16 protein-coding genes and 1 pseudogene are annotated in these 17,041 nt (G+C 63.9%); 9 read left to right on the top strand and 8 right to left on the bottom strand.

Annotation, left to right across the window (positions count from 1 at the left end; translation table 11 throughout):
* The first annotated feature begins 33 nt into the window (after positions 1-33).
* Positions 34-417 carry an energy transducer TonB gene (locus LMF57_RS12590; RefSeq protein ID WP_193601107.1) on the top strand — a complete coding sequence of 128 codons (384 nt, stop codon included), beginning with the start codon at positions 34-36 and terminating at the stop codon, positions 415-417.
* A 4-nt stretch (positions 418-421) separates the two neighbouring features.
* Here LMF57_RS12590 and LMF57_RS12585 read toward each other — a convergent pair whose 3' ends face one another.
* A complete protein-coding gene (locus LMF57_RS12585; RefSeq protein WP_117310755.1) occupies positions 422-814 on the bottom strand; it encodes a DUF3037 domain-containing protein in 393 nt (130 codons plus the stop codon).
* Positions 792-1,568 (bottom strand): HipA family kinase, encoded by a 777-nt coding sequence (locus LMF57_RS12580; protein WP_032976287.1) that lies wholly within the window; start codon positions 1,566-1,568, stop codon positions 792-794. Before LMF57_RS12580 ends, LMF57_RS12585 begins: the two co-directional genes overlap by 23 nt.
* Positions 1,569-2,173: 605 nt before the next feature.
* On the opposite strand from LMF57_RS12580, the gene LMF57_RS12575 reads away from it, so the two are divergent.
* The 3 genes from LMF57_RS12575 (at position 2,174) to LMF57_RS12565 (ending at position 5,606) form a co-directional block, all read left to right on the top strand.
* Positions 2,174-2,509 (top strand): hypothetical protein, encoded by a 336-nt coding sequence (locus LMF57_RS12575; protein WP_117310754.1) that lies wholly within the window; start codon positions 2,174-2,176, stop codon positions 2,507-2,509.
* A gap of 155 nt (positions 2,510-2,664) precedes the next feature.
* Positions 2,665-5,127 (top strand): prolyl oligopeptidase family serine peptidase, encoded by a 2,463-nt coding sequence (locus LMF57_RS12570; protein WP_208082383.1) that lies wholly within the window; start codon positions 2,665-2,667, stop codon positions 5,125-5,127.
* A gap of 155 nt (positions 5,128-5,282) precedes the next feature.
* Positions 5,283-5,606: a hypothetical protein gene (locus tag LMF57_RS12565; protein ID WP_117310752.1), complete on the top strand. Its 324-nt coding sequence runs from the start codon at positions 5,283-5,285 to the stop codon at positions 5,604-5,606.
* 12 nt (positions 5,607-5,618) lie between these two features.
* Here the strand turns inward: LMF57_RS12565 and LMF57_RS12560 are convergent, their stop codons facing one another.
* Positions 5,619-6,602, bottom strand: a complete 984-nt coding sequence (locus tag LMF57_RS12560) for a hypothetical protein (protein ID WP_229289983.1) — start codon at positions 6,600-6,602, stop codon at positions 5,619-5,621.
* Between the two features lie 140 nt (positions 6,603-6,742).
* Between LMF57_RS12560 and LMF57_RS12555 the strand changes: the two genes are divergently transcribed.
* Both LMF57_RS12555 and LMF57_RS12550 read left to right on the top strand, forming a co-directional pair.
* Positions 6,743-7,711, top strand: a complete 969-nt coding sequence (locus LMF57_RS12555; protein WP_117310750.1) for a DUF2268 domain-containing putative Zn-dependent protease — start codon at positions 6,743-6,745, stop codon at positions 7,709-7,711.
* A 94-nt stretch (positions 7,712-7,805) separates the two neighbouring features.
* The gene (locus LMF57_RS12550; protein ID WP_229291391.1) at positions 7,806-8,552 is read left to right on the top strand and encodes an SGNH/GDSL hydrolase family protein; all 747 of its coding nucleotides are present in this window, start codon (positions 7,806-7,808) and stop codon (positions 8,550-8,552) included.
* A gap of 74 nt (positions 8,553-8,626) precedes the next feature.
* On the opposite strand, the gene LMF57_RS12545 is transcribed toward LMF57_RS12550, so the two are convergent.
* Both LMF57_RS12545 and LMF57_RS12540 read right to left on the bottom strand, forming a co-directional pair.
* Complete coding sequence (locus LMF57_RS12545) at positions 8,627-8,923, bottom strand: hypothetical protein (RefSeq protein ID WP_229289982.1); 297 nt, start codon at positions 8,921-8,923, stop codon at positions 8,627-8,629.
* 79 nt (positions 8,924-9,002) lie between these two features.
* Positions 9,003-9,548, bottom strand: a complete 546-nt coding sequence (locus LMF57_RS12540; RefSeq protein ID WP_117310748.1) for a thioesterase family protein — start codon at positions 9,546-9,548, stop codon at positions 9,003-9,005.
* Positions 9,549-9,617: 69 nt separating this feature from the next.
* Here LMF57_RS12540 and LMF57_RS12535 point away from each other — a divergent pair, with 69 nt between their 5' ends.
* A complete protein-coding gene (locus LMF57_RS12535; RefSeq protein WP_229289981.1) occupies positions 9,618-10,196 on the top strand; it encodes a TetR/AcrR family transcriptional regulator in 579 nt (192 codons plus the stop codon).
* Between the two features lie 160 nt (positions 10,197-10,356).
* Entirely contained in the window at positions 10,357-10,734 is a 378-nt protein-coding gene (locus tag LMF57_RS12530; protein WP_208082379.1) for a VOC family protein, read from the top strand.
* Between the two features lie 100 nt (positions 10,735-10,834).
* Here LMF57_RS12530 and LMF57_RS12525 read toward each other — a convergent pair whose 3' ends face one another.
* The 3 genes and pseudogenes from LMF57_RS12525 to LMF57_RS12515 form a co-directional block, all read right to left on the bottom strand.
* The gene (locus LMF57_RS12525) at positions 10,835-12,943 is read right to left on the bottom strand and encodes a TonB-dependent receptor (RefSeq protein WP_229289980.1); all 2,109 of its coding nucleotides are present in this window, start codon (positions 12,941-12,943) and stop codon (positions 10,835-10,837) included.
* Between the two features lie 272 nt (positions 12,944-13,215).
* Complete coding sequence (locus LMF57_RS12520) at positions 13,216-14,463, bottom strand: AAA family ATPase (RefSeq protein WP_229289979.1); 1,248 nt, start codon at positions 14,461-14,463, stop codon at positions 13,216-13,218.
* A 221-nt stretch (positions 14,464-14,684) separates the two neighbouring features.
* A pseudogene (locus LMF57_RS12515) lies at positions 14,685-16,142 on the bottom strand (serine hydrolase domain-containing protein).
* A gap of 190 nt (positions 16,143-16,332) precedes the next feature.
* Between LMF57_RS12515 and LMF57_RS12510 the strand changes: the two are divergent.
* Complete coding sequence (locus LMF57_RS12510) at positions 16,333-17,001, top strand: GAD-like domain-containing protein (RefSeq protein ID WP_229289978.1); 669 nt, start codon at positions 16,333-16,335, stop codon at positions 16,999-17,001.
* The last annotated feature ends 40 nt before the right edge of the window (positions 17,002-17,041 follow it).

The following is a 17,041-nucleotide window of genomic DNA, read 5'->3' as shown; positions in this document are numbered from 1 at the left end:
AAACCAACCACTGGCGTACAAGGAATGACAACCATGCCTCCGATGCTGCTCCGTGTTGCTGCCATCACGCTTGCCCTGGCACTGAGCCAGGTCGCCGCCGCCGCATCTCCCGAGCCGCTGCAGCTGCCGCAGGCCGAAGCGCTGACGTACTGGAAGCCGGTGGAGGGCACCTTCCGCCCACAACTCAATGTCGACCCCGGCCGTGTGCCGTTTGCGGAGGAGGTGACCGTGGCCTATTCGGTCAACAAGCGTGGCCGCACGTATGACGTAAAGGTGGTGGAGGCCAAGCCGTCGACGGCCTTCAGTGGCTGGGCGTTGAATGCGGTCAAGGCGATGCGCTTCACGGCAACGGACAGCAACACCGAGCGCACGCCGATCCGCAGCGAAATGACTGCACGCTGGGGCGGTGGCAAGTAGTGCGCTAGGCAGGTACCCGAACCATCCTTGCCATCAGGTGTTCGACCACGCCCGCCGGGTCCGCCGTGCGGCCTACGTGTGTGCTGGACATCTGCACCACCGAGCTGCGCTTGGCGGTCAGGAAATGGAAGCGTGCACGCGCAGGCAGCTGCGCGATCGGGCCGGCGCCGGCATCGCCCCGGCAGATCGCCACGATGGCATCCAGCCACGGCTGCAGCGCTTCAATATCCAGCGCCGGCGCGAAGGCGTGCAGGCGCGCGGCATCGATCTCGATTGCCGCTTCCAGGTGACGTGCACCCGGGCAGGACACGATCACGCCGACGTTGATGAACTCCTCGCGTTCCACCCGCGGCACCACGCGGATGACGGCATAGTCATACGTGTGCAGCGTGGGCACGGATGGCCTCCTGCACGAACACCGCACGCACCTTCAGGCGATGCTTCAGGTAGTTGATGTAGCCCTGCCGGTAAGCCTGGGGGCTGTCGAAGGCCGGCTCATCGACCAGCCAGCTGTCCGGCACCAGGCCGACGATGCGCTCGATCTCCGCATCAGGCAGGCGCGCAGCCAGCTCGGCATCCACCTCGGCGATGCGGCTGGCGAATGACAGCAGCACATGGTCACGGATGAGTACGAAGGGCTTCTCGCAGGCATCGCCGGCGTTGGCCCAGTCGTGATGGAAGTACATCGCCGCACCGTGGTCGATCAGATACAGCTTGCGGTGCCAGACCATCAGGTTCGGATTGCGCGTGGTGCGATCGACGTTGCTGGTGAATGCATCGAACCAGACGATGCGCGAGGCCAGGTCGGCGTCCACCGGCATCGCCGCCGGATCGTAGTTGATCGCGCCGGGCAGGTAATCCAGGCCCAGGTTCAGGCCTTCGCTGGCGCGGATCAGGTCCTGGATCTCCGGGTCCGGCTCGGTGCGGGCGAACTCGCTGTCCAGCTCGACGAACAGGATCTCCGGAATCGGCAGGCCCACCGCGCGTGCCATCTCGCCCGCGATCAGCTCGGCGATCAGTGCCTTGGGCCCTTGGCCGGCGCCACGGAACTTGAGCACTGCCATACCGTCGTCGTCGGTCTCGACCACGGCAGGCAGTGAGCCACCTTCCCGCAAGGGGGTGATGTAGCGGAGGGCATGGACGGTACGCATGAGGGCATTCTAGCGTGGCCGATGCGCCGGTTGACGATGGCAGGACTGCCCAGGCATTCCTGCATCGGCCGTTGTGCGGCTCAAGTTCTGTTGCCTGCGCGGGGACTGTCCCCGGCGGCGATCAGTCGTCCCGCAAGCCTTGGAGTCTTCTTCACTTCGTCGTTCCGCGGCCGGTGGCAGCATTCAACCGTGTAGACGATCAAGGGCGAGCGTGGCCTTGGGTTGCAGGCCCGCCGCGCTTCCGCGATCGACACCGCCAGTTCGTTTCCTGCAGATTGCGCAGCGTTGAACGTGGCCTGCACGGCCACTCCCCCGGCAAGGAGGCCCGCGATGCACAGACCTGTTCACGCGTATACCGATCGCATCAGCAACCGGCCTGTCGCGCAGGCAGCGTGCACTGGTGTTGGCAGACATGCTGCAGACGTTGCTGCGGTTCATGCAGCCTCAGACAGAATTCTTCCGTGAGTTGAGCACGATGGTTGGCTCTGCATCCCGCAGTGCGCAGAGCCTCAACATGCATGCGAGTCGCCCCACGCCGCTGTCTGGTCCGCAGCACTGGGCGCGCATCTCGTCCACGATGTCCACGCAGGCTTCCGAGGTGCACGATGAGCAACGAATCGAGAGGAGCCCCGCCGCCCCTGGATCTGGATGATGCCAAGGCCGCGCAGATGATTGGCAAGCTGGTGCTGGTGGGCGTGACCCGTTTTGGTGGCGATGGCCAGGTGCAGGGGCTGGAGCAGTTTGCCGGCACCGTGCTGAGAGTCAGTGCCGAAGAAGGACTGGTGCTGGCCGATGGCGATGACGGCCATGAGCGCTACCTGCCGCCCATGCTGGACCAGTACCTGCCGGCCGCGCCGGGCGAGTACCAGTTGCGGTCCAGCGGGGTGACGGTGATCGATCCCGATTATCTGTCCACCTGGGAGTTGCACGCGCGGCAGTAGGCGAAGGGCATCCAGAGAAGGGCCGGGCCAGGCAGGGCCACCCTTTGCAGGATGGGGCGACTAGCCCTTCCGGCCCATTTCCCGGTGGGCATGGGGTGTTAGATTCGGCCCATGCCCGCCGTGCGGGTACCCAACTCACACCCCAGGGGAAAAGGATGCTCATCCGTCGTACCTCTCTGGCGGCGGCCATTGCCGTTGCCACGCTCGGCCTGCTGGCCGCCGGACCGGCCTTTGCCGACTACGCCAAGCCGCCGGAACAGCTGCTCAAGGTGCTCAAGGCGCCGCCGCCGCCGGCACCGAACATCGACCCCAGCGGCCAGCGCCTGCTGCTGACCACCGCGCAGACTTATCCGTCCATCACCCGCGTCGCCCAGCCGTACCTGAAGCTGGCTGGCGTGCGCCTGGAACCGAAGAACCGCAGCCGCCACGACACCCCCGGTGGCTATGGCATTCCGGCCTGTGTGGCCGACTTCACCCTGGTCGAGATCGTCAGCGGCAAGAGCACCAAGGTGAACCTGCCGGAGGGGTGCGCAGGTGGCGCACAGTGGTCGGCCGATGGCAGTCGTTTCGCCTTCCAGAATGCCGTCGATACCAGCGTGCAGCTGTGGGTGGGCGACGCCGCCACCGGCCAGGTGAAGCAGGTGCCGAACGTGCAGTTGAACCCCATCTTCGGCAGCACGGTGCAGTGGCTGGGCGGCAGCCAGAACCTGCTGGTGAAGCTGGTGCCGGCCAACCAGGGGGCGGCGCCGTCCAACGGCGGCACGCCCACCGGTCCGGACGCGCAGGAGTCGCTGGGCAGCAGTGGCGAGAGCAGCACCTATGAAGCGCGTGACACGCTGACCAGCGTGCACGATGAAAAGCTGTTCGCCTATTACGGTGCCTCGCAGCTGGCGGTGGTCGATGCCGCGGCCGGCAGCGTGCGCCCGGTTGGCCCGCCGGCGCTGTACAACGACGTCAACGCCGCACCCGATGGCGTGCATGTGCTGACCGAAACCCTGAAGGCGCCGTTCTCGCATGCGGTGACCTACCAGCGCTTCGCCAATGATGTGGCGGTGCTGGACCTGGCCAATGGCCGCAACACGGTTCTGGCCAGCCTGCCGCTGGCCGATCGCGTGCCGGTACACGGCGTGCCGGAAGGCCCGCGGGGTTACGACTGGCGCTCCACCGATCCGGCCACCCTGGTCTATGCCGAAGCGCTGGACAAGGGCGACTGGAAGGTGAGCGTGCCGCATCGCGATCGCGTGCTGATGCTGAAGGCCCCGTTCACCAGCAAGCCGGTGGAAATCGCCCGCACTGCACAGCGCTTCGAGGGCTTTGCGTGGTCGGCCGACCCGGCCGTGTCGTTCCAGTTCGAGAACGACGAGAACCGCCACTGGATGCAGGCCCGCATCGTCGATGTGGACCAGCCGAAGAAGGAAGGTCGCCTGCTGTGGGACATGTCCAGCGATGAGCTGTACGGCAACCCGGGCAACCTGGTGTTCAAGCGCCTGCCCAGCGGTGCGCCGGTGGTGCGCCAGGAGGGCAACACCGTGTTCCTGCGCGGGCAGGGAGCGTCGCCGCAGGGCGACCGTCCGTTCCTGGATGCGCTCGATCTGGCTACGTTGAAGAGCGAACGCCTGTTCCGTAGTGATGCCGATGCGTACGAGCAGTTCCTGGGGTTCAGCAATACACCGGGTCGCTTCCTGACCTGGCACCAGTCGGTGATGGACCCGCCGAACGCATTCGTGCGTCTGCTCGGTGAGCGCATCAACGATGCCAAGGCCGGCGAGGCACAGTTCCAGTCCAAGCCTGCTGCGTTGACCAAGCTGGTCGACCCGACCCCGGAAGTGCGGCAGATCCAGAAACGCCTGGTGACCTACAAGCGCGCCGATGGCGTGGACCTGTCGTTCACCCTGTACACGCCGCCGGGCTACAAGGAAGGCCAGCGTGTGCCGGCGATCCTGTACGCCTACCCGGCCGACTTCGCCAATGCCGCGCAGGCCGGCCAGGTCTCCGGTTCGCAGCAGACGTTCACCCGTCTGCAGCCGTACCGGCTGATGCTGCTGGCCGGCTACGCGATCATCGACAACGCCTCGTTCCCGATCGTGGGCGACCCGAAGAACGCCTACGACACCTACCTGGAGCAGCTGGAAGCCGACGCCAAGGCGGCGGTGGACAAGGCCGTGGAGCTGGGTGTGGTCGACCGCAACCGTATCGGCGTGACCGGCCACAGCCATGGTGGCCTGATGACCGCCAACCTGATTGCCCACACCAACCTGTTCAAGGCCGGCGTGGCGACCAGTGGCTCGTACAACAAGACCTTCACCCCGTTCGGCTTCCAGAACGAGCGTCGCTCGGTATGGCAGGCGCAGGATGTGTACCTGAAGGCCTCGCCCTTCTTCTACGCCGACAAGATCAAGCTGCCGCTGCTGCTGGTCCACGGCGAGGACGACGCCAACCCGGGCACCGAGCCGTTCCAGTCGCGCAAGCTGTACCAGGCGATCCGCGGTAATGGTGGTACCACCCGCCTGGTGATGCTGCCCAACGAGCCGCACTGGTACACCGCGCTGGAATCGAACGAGCAGCTGGTGTCGGAAATGCTGAATTGGTTCGACACTTACGTGAAGAACGCGAAGTAATCCGGCAAGGCCGCCCTCCGGGGCGGCCTTTCTGTTTCAGCTGTCCTGTCCAGGTATCCCCCTGTGGGTGTTGCGTAACCATCTGTGATGCAGGCATGGATCGGCCACAAAGCTGCGGTACGCTGCGCATCTGATGTCCGCTACGGGTTCGCTCCATGAAGGCCTTCATCCTCGCCGTATCGCTGTCGATTTCCGTTGCCCCGGGCATTGCCTCCGCCCAACCGCTGCCGGCTGAGCTGGCGGCGTTGGGCATCACTGCCGGCATGCCGTACAGCAAGGCCAAGCGCCTGCTTGATGCCGCAGGATGGCAGGCGAGCCCGCCACGCGATGCACCCGAAGTGTTGGATGGCTTCCCGGAAGTGGGCTGCCAGAAGGGCCGCAGCAACTGCAGCAGCACCTTCGCAAAGGATGGGCAGCAGGTCGCTCTGCAGGTGGGAACCACGCTGGCGGGCCAACCCTTCGTGCAGGGCGGCCGCTGAGCACGACGGCACTCAGCCCAGCGGCAGGTTCTCCAGCGCACGCGACATCCGATCATGCAGGTCGCGCACGCGTTCGGCCTTGGCATCCACGCGGCGCTCATCGCCGAAGCTGCGGAGATAGGCGCATGCAGCGAAGCCGGCGCTTTCCCTTTCGTACTCGGCGATCCACGCCAGACGGTCGGGGTTGCTGGCCTGCTCGGCCGACCAGGCCGCCACCGGCGGACGGATGTGCGCGATGATGCCAAGCCGCCACGGTTTGGGTGTCAGCCGCGCACGGAAGCAATGCTGCAGCGTGCACATGCGTGCATACAACGTGTCGGTGCCCAATGCCTTGAAGAAGGCATGCACCTGCGCATCCTGTGGTTCGAACGTGGAATGCATCGCCAGTATGCGCAGCCCGGCCGGGGTGCGGTAAGCGCGCAGGTGCCAGTCCGGGTGGTGCTCGACGAACGCCTGCACGCGCTGCAGTGCAATGCCTTCGACGCCGCCGGACCGGGCCAGCCGTCGCTTGCGCCGCCACGACAGGATCTGGTTGACCGCCACCATCGCAATGCCGCCGGCCCCCAGGCCGATGTTGACGTTGCCCAGCGCACCGCCGATCAGCGCACCAGCCGCCAGCAGCCCCAGCGCTCCGAGCAGCGGCAGTGCGCAGCCTGACGGAGTGGATACGTGGTCGATATCCGCAAACACTACGTCCGGGGTGTTCAGGCACAACGCGCCGTAGCTGTTGCGGGTAACGATGACGTCATCGCTGCGCTGCACGATCTGCTCGCGGATCGGGATGCCTTCCACACCGTAGTTGGTTCGCCGCTCGCGACGCGGAACGGCCTGGCCGCTGAGGACGGCATCGAGCGCTTCGCGCGCACGTGCATCGGCATGGGCCTGCGCGGCATCCTGATCGTCGTCGGACCAGCCGAACCGGCGTACCACCAGCGGGCGTCCCTTGTACCTGTCCTGCAGGCGGGCTTCGGCCCAGTACGCTGGAACGATCATCATCCTGTATTCCCCTCGCTTCCCTTGCAGCCGGTCGGCACGAGTCTGGCACAGCCGCAGAGCGCGTTGCACGATACGGCAGCGCATGCGCCGACGCGGTGGTAGATTGCGCGCTTCGCGTGCACTCCACCAAGGACGGAGCCATGTTCGTGTCATTGCGCTGCCTGCTTGCCCTGGCCCTCGGCGGGGTGATCGGCGCCACCCAGGCGGCCGCGCCGGGACCGGAAATCCTGACCGCCGATGCCACCCGTTTCTACGCGCTGTACGAGGCCGCTGGCGGCAAGCCCAGCGTGGCCCAGCTTGAGCAGTACCTGGCGCAGGGCACGCCGAGCCTGGCCCAGTTCGCCAAGCTGCGCCGGGTGACCGCCCAGCGCATGGCCGAAGCGATGACCCGCGACCCTGCGCTGTACGCCAATGGACGGGCCTGCCTGGCGGAGCTGCCGGCAGTGCGGCAGCGACTGGTGCAGGTGTTCGCCAATCTGCAGGCGATCTATCCGCAGGCGAAGTTTCCGCCGGTGGCGATCGTGGTGGGCCGCGGCAAGCCGGTAGGCATGACGTACCCCGACGGCGTGGTGATCGGCCTGGAAGCGCTGTGCGCGGCCGATTTCATGAACGCCAACGCGCAGGACCGCTTCGTGCACGTGATCGCGCATGAGTACGTGCATATCCAGCAGACCGGCGTGAGCGAGTACGAAGCAGGCGACCCGCGGGCGACGGTGCTGCGCGAGTCGCTGGGCGAGGGGATCGCCGAGTTCATCGCCGAGCTGATTTCCGGCAACGTTGGCAATGGCCGGCATGCCGGCTGGACGCGGGGCAGGGAAGTGCATATCGAAAGTGCGTTCGCGCTGGACCTGGACAGCACCGATCTGACGCCTTGGCTGTACAACTACACGCCGGGTTCGCAGGAGCCCTACGATCTGGGTTACTGGGTGGGCTACCGCATTGCCAAGGCGTATTACCTGCAGGCCGGCAACAAGCGCGATGCCGTGCGTGCGCTGATCCAGCAGGACAACCCGAAGGCGATCCTGCAGGCCAGTGGCTGGACGCCGGGCATGTGGATGCCGGCGAAGGTGACGGGTGTGGCGGCAAGGTCGGCTGCAGCGGAAGAATGACCATTGGCCGGCTGCGCTAGACTGCGCGGGTCGACGACGGAGGATGCTCATGCGCAGGAGGACTTCACCGGCTTGGCTGCTGGCCGGATCGCTCATGGCGGGGCTGGCCACGCCCGTGTTGGTGCAGGCGGCCAGCAATCCATTGCTGACCAAGCCAGTGGAGGAGGTTCGGCCAGATGAAGTGCGCTTCATGCAGCAGCGTCTGTCCGATTGGCCGCAGCTGCAGAAGTACCGCGCAGCCAATGCTGCTTTGCCCGCGCCACGGGCCGGCCAGTCACGCGTGGTGTTCTTCGGCGATTCGATCACCGAAGGCTGGGGCAAGGAAGGCAGCAGCACCTTCTTCCCCGGCAAGGGTTACCTCAATCGCGGTATCAGCGGGCAGACCACCGCACAGATGCTGGTACGCTTTTCGCAGGATGTGCTGGCGCTGCGCCCGGATGTGGTGGTGATCCTGGCCGGCACCAATGACATCGCCGGGAACACCGGCCCGTCCACTCAGGCGATGATCGAGGACAACCTGCAGGCCATGCTGGATCTGGCCAAAGCGCATGGCATTGCGGTGGTGCTGGCGTCGGTGTTGCCGGTCAGCGAGTACCCGTGGATGCCGGGCATGGCACCTGCACCCAAGGTGCGTGCATTGAATGCTGCGTTGAAGCGGCAGGCCGATGCGCGCGGGCTGGTCTATCTGGACTACTACACGCCCATGGCCAACCGTGCCGGCGGACTGGATGCGCAGTTGGCAACCGATGGCGTGCATCCGACGGCAAAGGGCTATGCGCTGATGGCACCGTTGGCCGAAACGGCGATCAAGCGTGCGCAGGCGAACGCGCCCAAGCGCTGAGATTGGGGTAGTGCCGGCCGCTGGCCGGCAACCTCGATCTGCATGCCGAACGGATTGCCGGCCAGCGGCCGGCACTACCCTATCGGCTGCAGGCCGGCGCGGCCATCAACAACGACCATCTTGTCAGCGCTGTGGTGCTGCTGGACGGGCAGCCGTTGGGTGACATGCGCCTGCACCGGGTGAAGAGCGAAGGTTGCTTCCGCATGGATCCGGATGACGACGACTCGAGATTGGCTGCGGCCGACGGGTACTGGCTGATGCTCAAGCCACTGACGCCCGGTCGGCACACCGTGAGCGTCGGCGCCAACTATGGTGCGCCCGAAGGTGGCGCGTACAGCCAGATGCGGCAGACCTTCGAGTATGTGCTGCATGTGGGTGGCCGCACGCAGATCACCTTCGTGACCCCCATGATGGTGGAGGTGTCTGCCCCCCTGATCTGCGCGGCAGGGGTCAATCTTGGTCCTGCTTCAACGCCAGATCGGCAGCCAGCAGAGCGTCGGCTGCCGCACTCAGGGCTGGCGAGGGCGGAGCAACCTCGCCGATCGATTCCATCATCTGCGGCATGCCGACGAACTGCCGCGCACGACGGTCGTAGATGCCGGTCACCAGCAGCGCACGGGTAGCGATTTTCTGATCCGGGCCGACCAGTACACGCTGCTCCATGATTACCCGCGTACCCACCCAGCCGGCCAGACGCGTTTCCAAGGTGAAACGCTGGAACGGCTTCAGCTCGCGCCGGAACTGGATGGTGCCGGCGCCAACGATCGGGGCCCATTTCTCACGCAGCGCCACCTTGCCCAGGCCCATGCGCAGGATCAGGTCCAGCCGGCCCAGGTCGAAGATGTTCCAGTAGCGGCCGTTGGTCATGTGCAGGTTGCTGTCCAGGTCGTTGGGCAGCACCCGGAACTGCAGGCGGGAGACGCCGAACGGGGCCTCCAGCGTCGGCCGGAACAGGCTGCACAGCAGCAGGTAGAGCAGGCGGAACCAGAGATTCATGGTTATGACGACTGTTATAGAGCGGCCGATACGCTAGTCTATGACGACTGTCTTAGCAAGGAGCCGGCCGTGAGCCCGCGATCATCCGATGCCCCCCAGCGTGTGATCGATGCCGCAGCGCAGATGCTCGCGCGTGTGGGCCTCAACGCGACCAGCATCCGCGAGGTGACCAAACTGGCTGATGCGCCGCTGGGGTCCACGTATCACCACTTCCCGGGCGGCAAGCAGGAATTGTTGGCACGGGCCACCACGATGGCCGGCGACAAGGTGGAGGCGCTGCTGATCGAACTGCTGAAGGGCGGCGCGGTGCAGGGGTTGCAGCAGTTCCTGGCGCTGTGGCGCGAGCGCCTGCTGCGCACCGGTTTTCGTGCCGGCTGCCCGGTGCTGGCAGCGGCCGTCGAGGAGCCGGTGGAGGCCCTGCCAAGCCAGCCACGTGCGGCGGCCGCCGAGGTGTTTGCCCGCTGGCAGGGGCACCTGGCTGAAGCGTTCGTCGCCGATGGGCGCGCGCCTGCCCAGGCGGCCGGCCTGGCCAGCCTGGTGATTGCCGGCGTCGAAGGGGCGGTGGCGATGAGCCGCGCATTGCAGGACATCGCCCCGTTCGACCAGGTGGCTGCGCAGTTGTTGCAGGCGGCTGCACCGCCGGCTTGAGCGTTGCGCCGACTGTTTGCAGAACATGCAGGCACATCCGCTCGGGCGCGGTGGCACCGATGCCGCCAGACATGCGGCCGGGCGCAGCCTGTAGACGCGCCTCCACGGCAGGGTAGAATCCGCCCCGCGCAGCCCGCGCGTGCTTGGCAAGGATGTCTGCATGCTGCACCACCTCTCGTTGGGAGTCCGCGATCTCGAGCGTGCAGGTCGCTTTTACGATGCCGTTCTTGCAGCACTCGGTTACCGCCGCGTTTTCGAAGACGACACTGCGATCGGCTATGGCCTGTTCGATGAAGAAGATCTGCTGTGCCTGAAGCTGCGCAATGACGCGGCTGCGCCGGGACCGGGTTTCCACCTGGCGTTGGCAGCGCCCACACGCGAGGCCGTCGATGCGTTCCATCGCACCGGCGTGGCCACCGGAGGCCAGGACAACGGGCCTGCCGGCCTGCGTCCGGACTACGGCGACCACTACTACGCCGCGTTCCTGATCGATCCTGATGGCCATCGCATCGAGGCGGTGACCAAGGCGGCAGCATGAAGGACGGACGCAAGCCGGTTTCGATGTCGAGCGGCCGCAGCACCTGGCGCATTGCGTGATCCCAGCAGTGCCGGGCCATCCCCGGCGCTCGAGTTGCGAATCAGTCGAAGCGCCAGCGCACGCCCGCATACACGCCGCGGCCTTCGCCGGGCGTCGAGCGCGCCACGTCCTTGCCGGCATCGTTGTAGCCGGGGGTGACGGTGGCGGCGTAGTGGCGGTCAGCGATGTTGCGCATCTCCGCCCACAGCTGCCAGCGGCCGCCCGGTGCGTCGTAGCCGATGCGACTACCGAAGATGACGTGGCTGTCGGCCCAATAGCTGTTGGCGTAGTCCACCGCGATGCGTGAGGCGTACTCGGTGTTCAGTGCGGCATACAGGCCCGAGGCGTGGTCGAAGCGCAGTTCGGCCTGATAGGCGTGGCGCGGCAGGCCGGGCAGGCGGTTGCTGCCGAAGCGCGTGTCATGGCGATAGCGGAAATCGCTGAAGGTGTACGCCTGGCGCAACGACAGACGGCCCGGTGCAGCCTGCCACAAGGTGCTGTCCAGACCGACCTCGATGCCACGGTGCACGGTGGGGCTGGCGTTGTTCTCAGCGATGAACAGGTTCGGCACCGGCTGTAGTTCCACGCTCAGCAGCTCGTGGTTCACGTGCGCGTAGTAGCCGGTCAATTCCCAACGACCGAGCGCCGCTTCGCCGCGTGCGCCGAGTTCCAGCGTGGTGGCGGTCTGGTTATGCATCGGCACCGGCGCGCGCTGGCGGCCGGTGGACGGACCATTGCCCGCGCCGAAATACTGGTTCGAGCCCCAGATCATCGACCACGGGTGCGGCGCTTCCACCGAACGGCTGAGGTTGCCGAACCACTGCGTCTGCGGCGTCTGCTGCCAGGTGAAGCCCAGCCGCGGCGCGTAATCCCAGTCGTGGTCGCGCAGGCGGCCGCCGCTGCTCGGCCAGGTGACCTGCACATCGCGGCGGGTGTTGATCAGTGCAAAACCGGTCTGTACACGCAGGCGATCATTCACGGCCAGGCTGTTGCCGATGTGCAGCGTGCTGTCGGTGCCGTGGTGGCGGAAATCGCGCGTGCGGGTGCCGGCGGCATAACCGTTGCTGGCAAAGCGCAGCGACTCGCGCACATCGGCATCCAGGTCATGGGTTACGCGCAGGCCGATGGTGGTCTCGCTGTCCAGGCCGAACAGCGTATGCCGGCGGCGGTAGTCCAGCGTGGCGTTGAGATTGGCGTAGTCCAGCTGCTGGCGGTACAGGCTCTCGTTCAAGTCCATCGGGTACTTGTGATGGACCAGCCCGGCCTGCAGCGAGGAAACCTCGTCGATCTGCAGGGTCGTGACATTGCCCACCCAGGTGCTGCCCGGTTGCGGACGGCGCGCATCGATGGCCAGGTTGGCCGCGTTCGCCGCGCGCGGATCATTGCGGATCTGCTCGCGGGTCAGGCGCCCGGGTGTCTCGTGGTTGGTTTCGCGGTAGCGCACGAAGAAGCGGGTCTGCAGATCGGGGGTGATCTGCCAGCCGATGTTGGCCATCGCGCCCTTGCCATCGCCGGCCGCATGGCGCTGGTAGCCATCGAATTCGGTATCTGTATAGGCCAGGAAGTAATCGACGTCACCGCTGACGCCGCCCCAGCTGATCCCGCGCTTCTGATAGCCGCGGCTGCCGGCTTCGTAGTGCAGCTGCACGCCAGCCGAGTCGCGACCGCTGCGGCTGATGTAGTCGATGGCTCCGCCCAGTGCCAGCGCCCCGCGTTCGAAGCCGTTGGCACCGCGCAGCACTTCCACGCGTGACAGCCACAACGGTTCCAGCAGTTCGTAAGGCGTGCCGCCCGGGCCGGTCAGCGGTAGGCCGTCGATCGACACCGTGATGCCGGAAGCATGTGCCCCCGGGCCGCGGTTGATGCCCGAGCCGCGGATCGACACCTTGGTGCCTTCGTTGCCCGGCGACTGCGCGCTGATGCCGGGCTGGTAGGCCAACACGTCGGCGCTGCTGGACAGGCGGCTGTCCGCCTTGGCCACGTCGATCACGTTGCTGGCGCCCGGCACGCGCTTCAGCGCCTCGCGCGCCTGCGCGCTGGCATCGGCGGCAGTGACCTGCACCGCGTCCAGCGTGGTGGCCTGTGGGGCGGCAGCGGCGGTGGAAGCTAGGCAGAGGGAAACGGCCAGAAACAGCAGCGAGGGGGTGGGGCGGTACGACGAGAGCGACATGCCGGAATGCTGTAAACCACGAAAGTGGCGCGCAAGTTAACAGGTCGGCACCGATACGTCACCCATCGGCGGCGTAGGGGGGGGATGCTGCACCTGTAGAGCCGAGCCCATGCTCGGCTGCTTTTCTTACGGAGCCGAGCATCGGCTCGGCTCCACAAGTGCGCCAGTCGAGGATGGCTCAACGCTACATAGGTTGTTTCGCCAGCGCTTTCAATTTCGCAAAAAGCGCCTTGGCACTACCTCGGCGGGTCATCTCACCGTGCACATCAGAATCAGCCCGCGATAAAATTTCGCTTGCGAACTTTCCCTGAATGTACGTCTTTGAACAGGGCTGTGCGGATACACATGACGTACCTAGGATCCTTGACGCGATATTGCCCCGTCTTCTGATTTCTGATTAGTAAGGGGTCTGGCTCGGCAGTTAGCTCAGTCAGGATGGTGCTGATCCCAAGATTCTTCCCCTTTACGGTTTCAGGGAATTCGCGACGGATGTGCGCTTCGATTATCGCGGTATCGAACTGATGGACCCTGATCTTGCCAATCGAGAATATAGCCTGATTTCTACGTGCTACAGACGTGTCTCTGCTGTTGAGTTTCCCTTCAAGTACTGCATATGACTGTCGAAGACCTCCTGTAAGCCAAGCCCAGTCTGCGTTCTTGATAAGATCCTTGTTGTAGTTCCAGTCATTGTCTTCAATCTGGAAAGCGAGTTGCTCGCAGTACTCATGAACACGCTGGGCAACTCCCATTGTCACGTTGAAAATGTGATCCGCGAGGAAGACAATCTCGTTCTCGCTTATATTGATCGAGAGTTCATGAACAAACCCCTTTGTGACGAGTTGCTTAACCTCCTTGTCGCTTAGGCCGCCAACCTTGGGGAGCTCGGATATTCGATTTGAAACCGAGTCGAGATTTTTAGTTTTTGAGAAATATTCAATGACTCCTGTCGGCGTTCCTACTATGAGGAATTTTACTTTTGTCGCCGCGTATCGAGGGTCATCAAGAAGAAGGATTATCCTGGCCAGCTCATCCATCAATTCCGGAGAGTTGAATATTGATTCAAGATTCTCAAGGACAATGATTGAGGATTCAGTTGGGCTTCTTTTCGATATGTTCTTCAATGCTTCAAGTAGGGGGTCCTGCTGTCGCAACTCGTACGATCCCGTGTGGGATACGTTGGCATCTGCAACAAAAGCTTTTAGGCCAGCACCTTTGCTTTCCACATAAGAAATTTTCTTTGAATCGCCATCGTTGAATGATATTTGTTCGATTTCTCTCGTTATCGATGAGCAGTGTGACGCATTTGCACAATTTGCTGCGATGTAATAATAATTTCCATGAAGCACTTTTCTGTAAAGCCATGTCTTTCCGTTGCCACTCTCACCGCATAGGAGAACGTGCTGCGATCCTTCTATGGCTCGAAGTAGAGACTTCTCCAAGCTTGGCCGGCCCACATACATTTTCTCGTTGATGTCAGAGCGCCTGGGTGTAAATACCTCTGAAATCTTCTTCCTTGCCATGCCATCCCCTGTTTCTGTTGCTTTATGAATTCCATCGTTAATTTTGCCTGAGGCAAGGTGTTTGCCGTCAGCGGTGGTCGACGAATACTACATGCGACCGAAGGTTTCGCAATGGGTCGGATGGTCGGTGTTGCACTCAGTGGTTGTATTCTGCTAGACGTCTGGAAGAGGTCCTTTTGAGGTCCCGGGCAGCCATAACACCCAGACAAGTGCCCCCGATGTCATTTCAGATGGTTATCTATGCTCGCCAGCGCCAGCGCCAGCGCCTTCGCCTTCGCATACAGCGCCTTTGCAGTCTCGGCATCGCCCAGCGCGGCGTGGCACTCGGCCAGACTGTCCCAGGCATTGGCCGAATCCGGGTACAGCTCGGTGTTGAGGGTAAATACCTTCAGTGCCTTGCCCGCGCCCAGGCTCTCGCGGATCGCGTAGCCGCCGGTATTGATCGCGCGTTCGCGTTCGCTGCCGGTGATGCGGTTGTTGTCCTGCAACCAGTCCCGCATTGCCTGGGCCGCGCCGGCCGCCTGATCCGACGCATAAATGATCAGACGCGCGGACAGCACCGCATGCGGGAACTCCTGCGGTGCCGCCACCGCCATCGTGCTCTCCACCAGCGTGCTCGACCACACATTGCGCGCACTGCCATTGGTGAAGTAAACGAACACCCAGTAGCCGCTGGCCAGGCTGTCCTTGTAGGCCAGTCGTGCACGCACGCGGGTGCCACCGTCGTGGCCAACCTGGGTGTAGCCATCACTGCGTGTGGTATCCCAACCGGTGGAGAAGAAATTGCTGCCGCCACCGCTCAGTTTCTGCGGCTGCCAGAGTTTTTCCAGGGTCGCCGTGCGCACCAGCTTGCCGGTCGCCAGCGCCTGCAGTAAACGGTTCATGTCGCCCACGGTGGTCTGCAGGTCGGCATGGCCCCAGCCGTAGTCCGGCCAGGGGTCTTCATTGGCCGGCTGCAGTTGGCCGTCCTTGCCGATGTAAGGCACCGCCGCGCGCTTGGCTGGCACGCTGGTGACGCCCCATGAAGTGCTGGCCATCTTCAATGGCTGCAGGATGCGTTCGCGCGCGATGGCTGGGTAGGGCTTGCGGTAATGCGCTTCCAGCAAGGCGGTCAGCACCAGGTAGTTGGCCTGGGTGTACTGCACGCGGCTGCCGGTAGCGAACTGCATCGGCGCCGCGCCGGCCACCTTCAGTGCAGCGCCAAGGTCAGGGGCCACACCGGCGTAGCCTTTGCTCACCCAGCGGTTGTCGACACGATCGTAGTACTCGCCGATGCCGGAGCTGTGGTTGAGAAAATCGCGCACGTGGATTGCCTGCCATGCAATCGGTAGCTACGGAACATAGCGGCTGGCTGGTGCATCCAGATCCACCTTGCCCTGATCGACCAATTGCATCACCAGCGTGCTGGTCAGCAGCTTGGCCATCGACTGCGCGGCGAAAATGGAATCGACGGTGGCCGGTGCATGGGTAGCGGGATCACGTTCACCGCTGGCGCCCTTGTACAGCACCTGGCCGTTGTGGGCGACCAGCACGGCCTGGCCGGCGATGCCGTAGCGCTCGCGGTTGGTCTGCAGCTGGGTGTTGAGCTGATTGGAAAGATCGCCAGGGGATTCACGCGCAGAAGCGATCGGAGCGGCGAAGAGGGCGCAGAGCAATGCGGCAGCAAGGGTGTGGTACATCGCGGTGTCCCATCAACGGTGATGGCGCATGTTGGTCAGCGGCGGGCAACGGGTCAAGCGGAGGCGGGCGCCTATGTGAATGCGTGAATTTCCAATGGCCTGTCGTAAACAACTCTTAGAATCTGATGAAGCACCAGATATAAGAGCGCCTCAGTCCAAACCGACGAGATAGCCTTGGATGGGAGGCGCAATGGAAGAGGATGAGGATTTCGCGCTCTTCATCGAGAGCTTCGGAGAGGCAACTGAACACGATCCGGTGCCAGAGACCAGCTTCTCCAAGTGGACGGGTATCTTGCCCGAATCGCTCTTGAGCTATTGGCGTCGGGATGGATGGGCGAACTATGGCAATGGACGGCTGTGGACGGTCAATCCCGAGGACTACGAAGGCCTGATGCACTCGTGGTTGGCTGGTACTCCATTTTCCCTGATCGATACCTACCATGTGTTTGCCAGAAGCGGGTTTGGACGGCTCTACCTATGCGGCGAAGCATCAGGCGTTGGAGTGAGCATCGATCCGATCCGCAGTGAAGTATTTGCTCTTCAGAACTGTTTGAGACCCAAGTCTCTCGCACGGCAGGAGGGGGGCATCAGGGCGTTTTTCGCTTGCGCGGAGCTTGACGACTTTGATCTGATGGATGGGACCGACGAATTGCTGTTCGATACGGCTGTGAACATGTCCGGACCCTTGCTGGCGGACGAGGTGTATGGCTTTGAGCCAGCGCTGGTTTGCGGCGGCGAAGTCGTAGCTGGCAACTTGCACAGGGTCAAGCTTCAACCGCACCTGCATATGCTCAGGGAGTTCGCCGCGCCTGCATTTCCACGCTATGCGATTGATGTGAAGCCGCTGGCCCGGAAGTGATCCGACCAGCGTGAATCCTGTAGAGCAGAGCCCATGCCCG

It is taken from the genome of Stenotrophomonas sp. SI-NJAU-1, from assembly GCF_020883215.1.
Lineage (GTDB): Bacteria > Pseudomonadota > Gammaproteobacteria > Xanthomonadales > Xanthomonadaceae > Stenotrophomonas > Stenotrophomonas indicatrix.
Note: the sequence above shows the minus strand (reverse complement) of the source record. Positions and strands in the feature narration are given on the sequence as shown.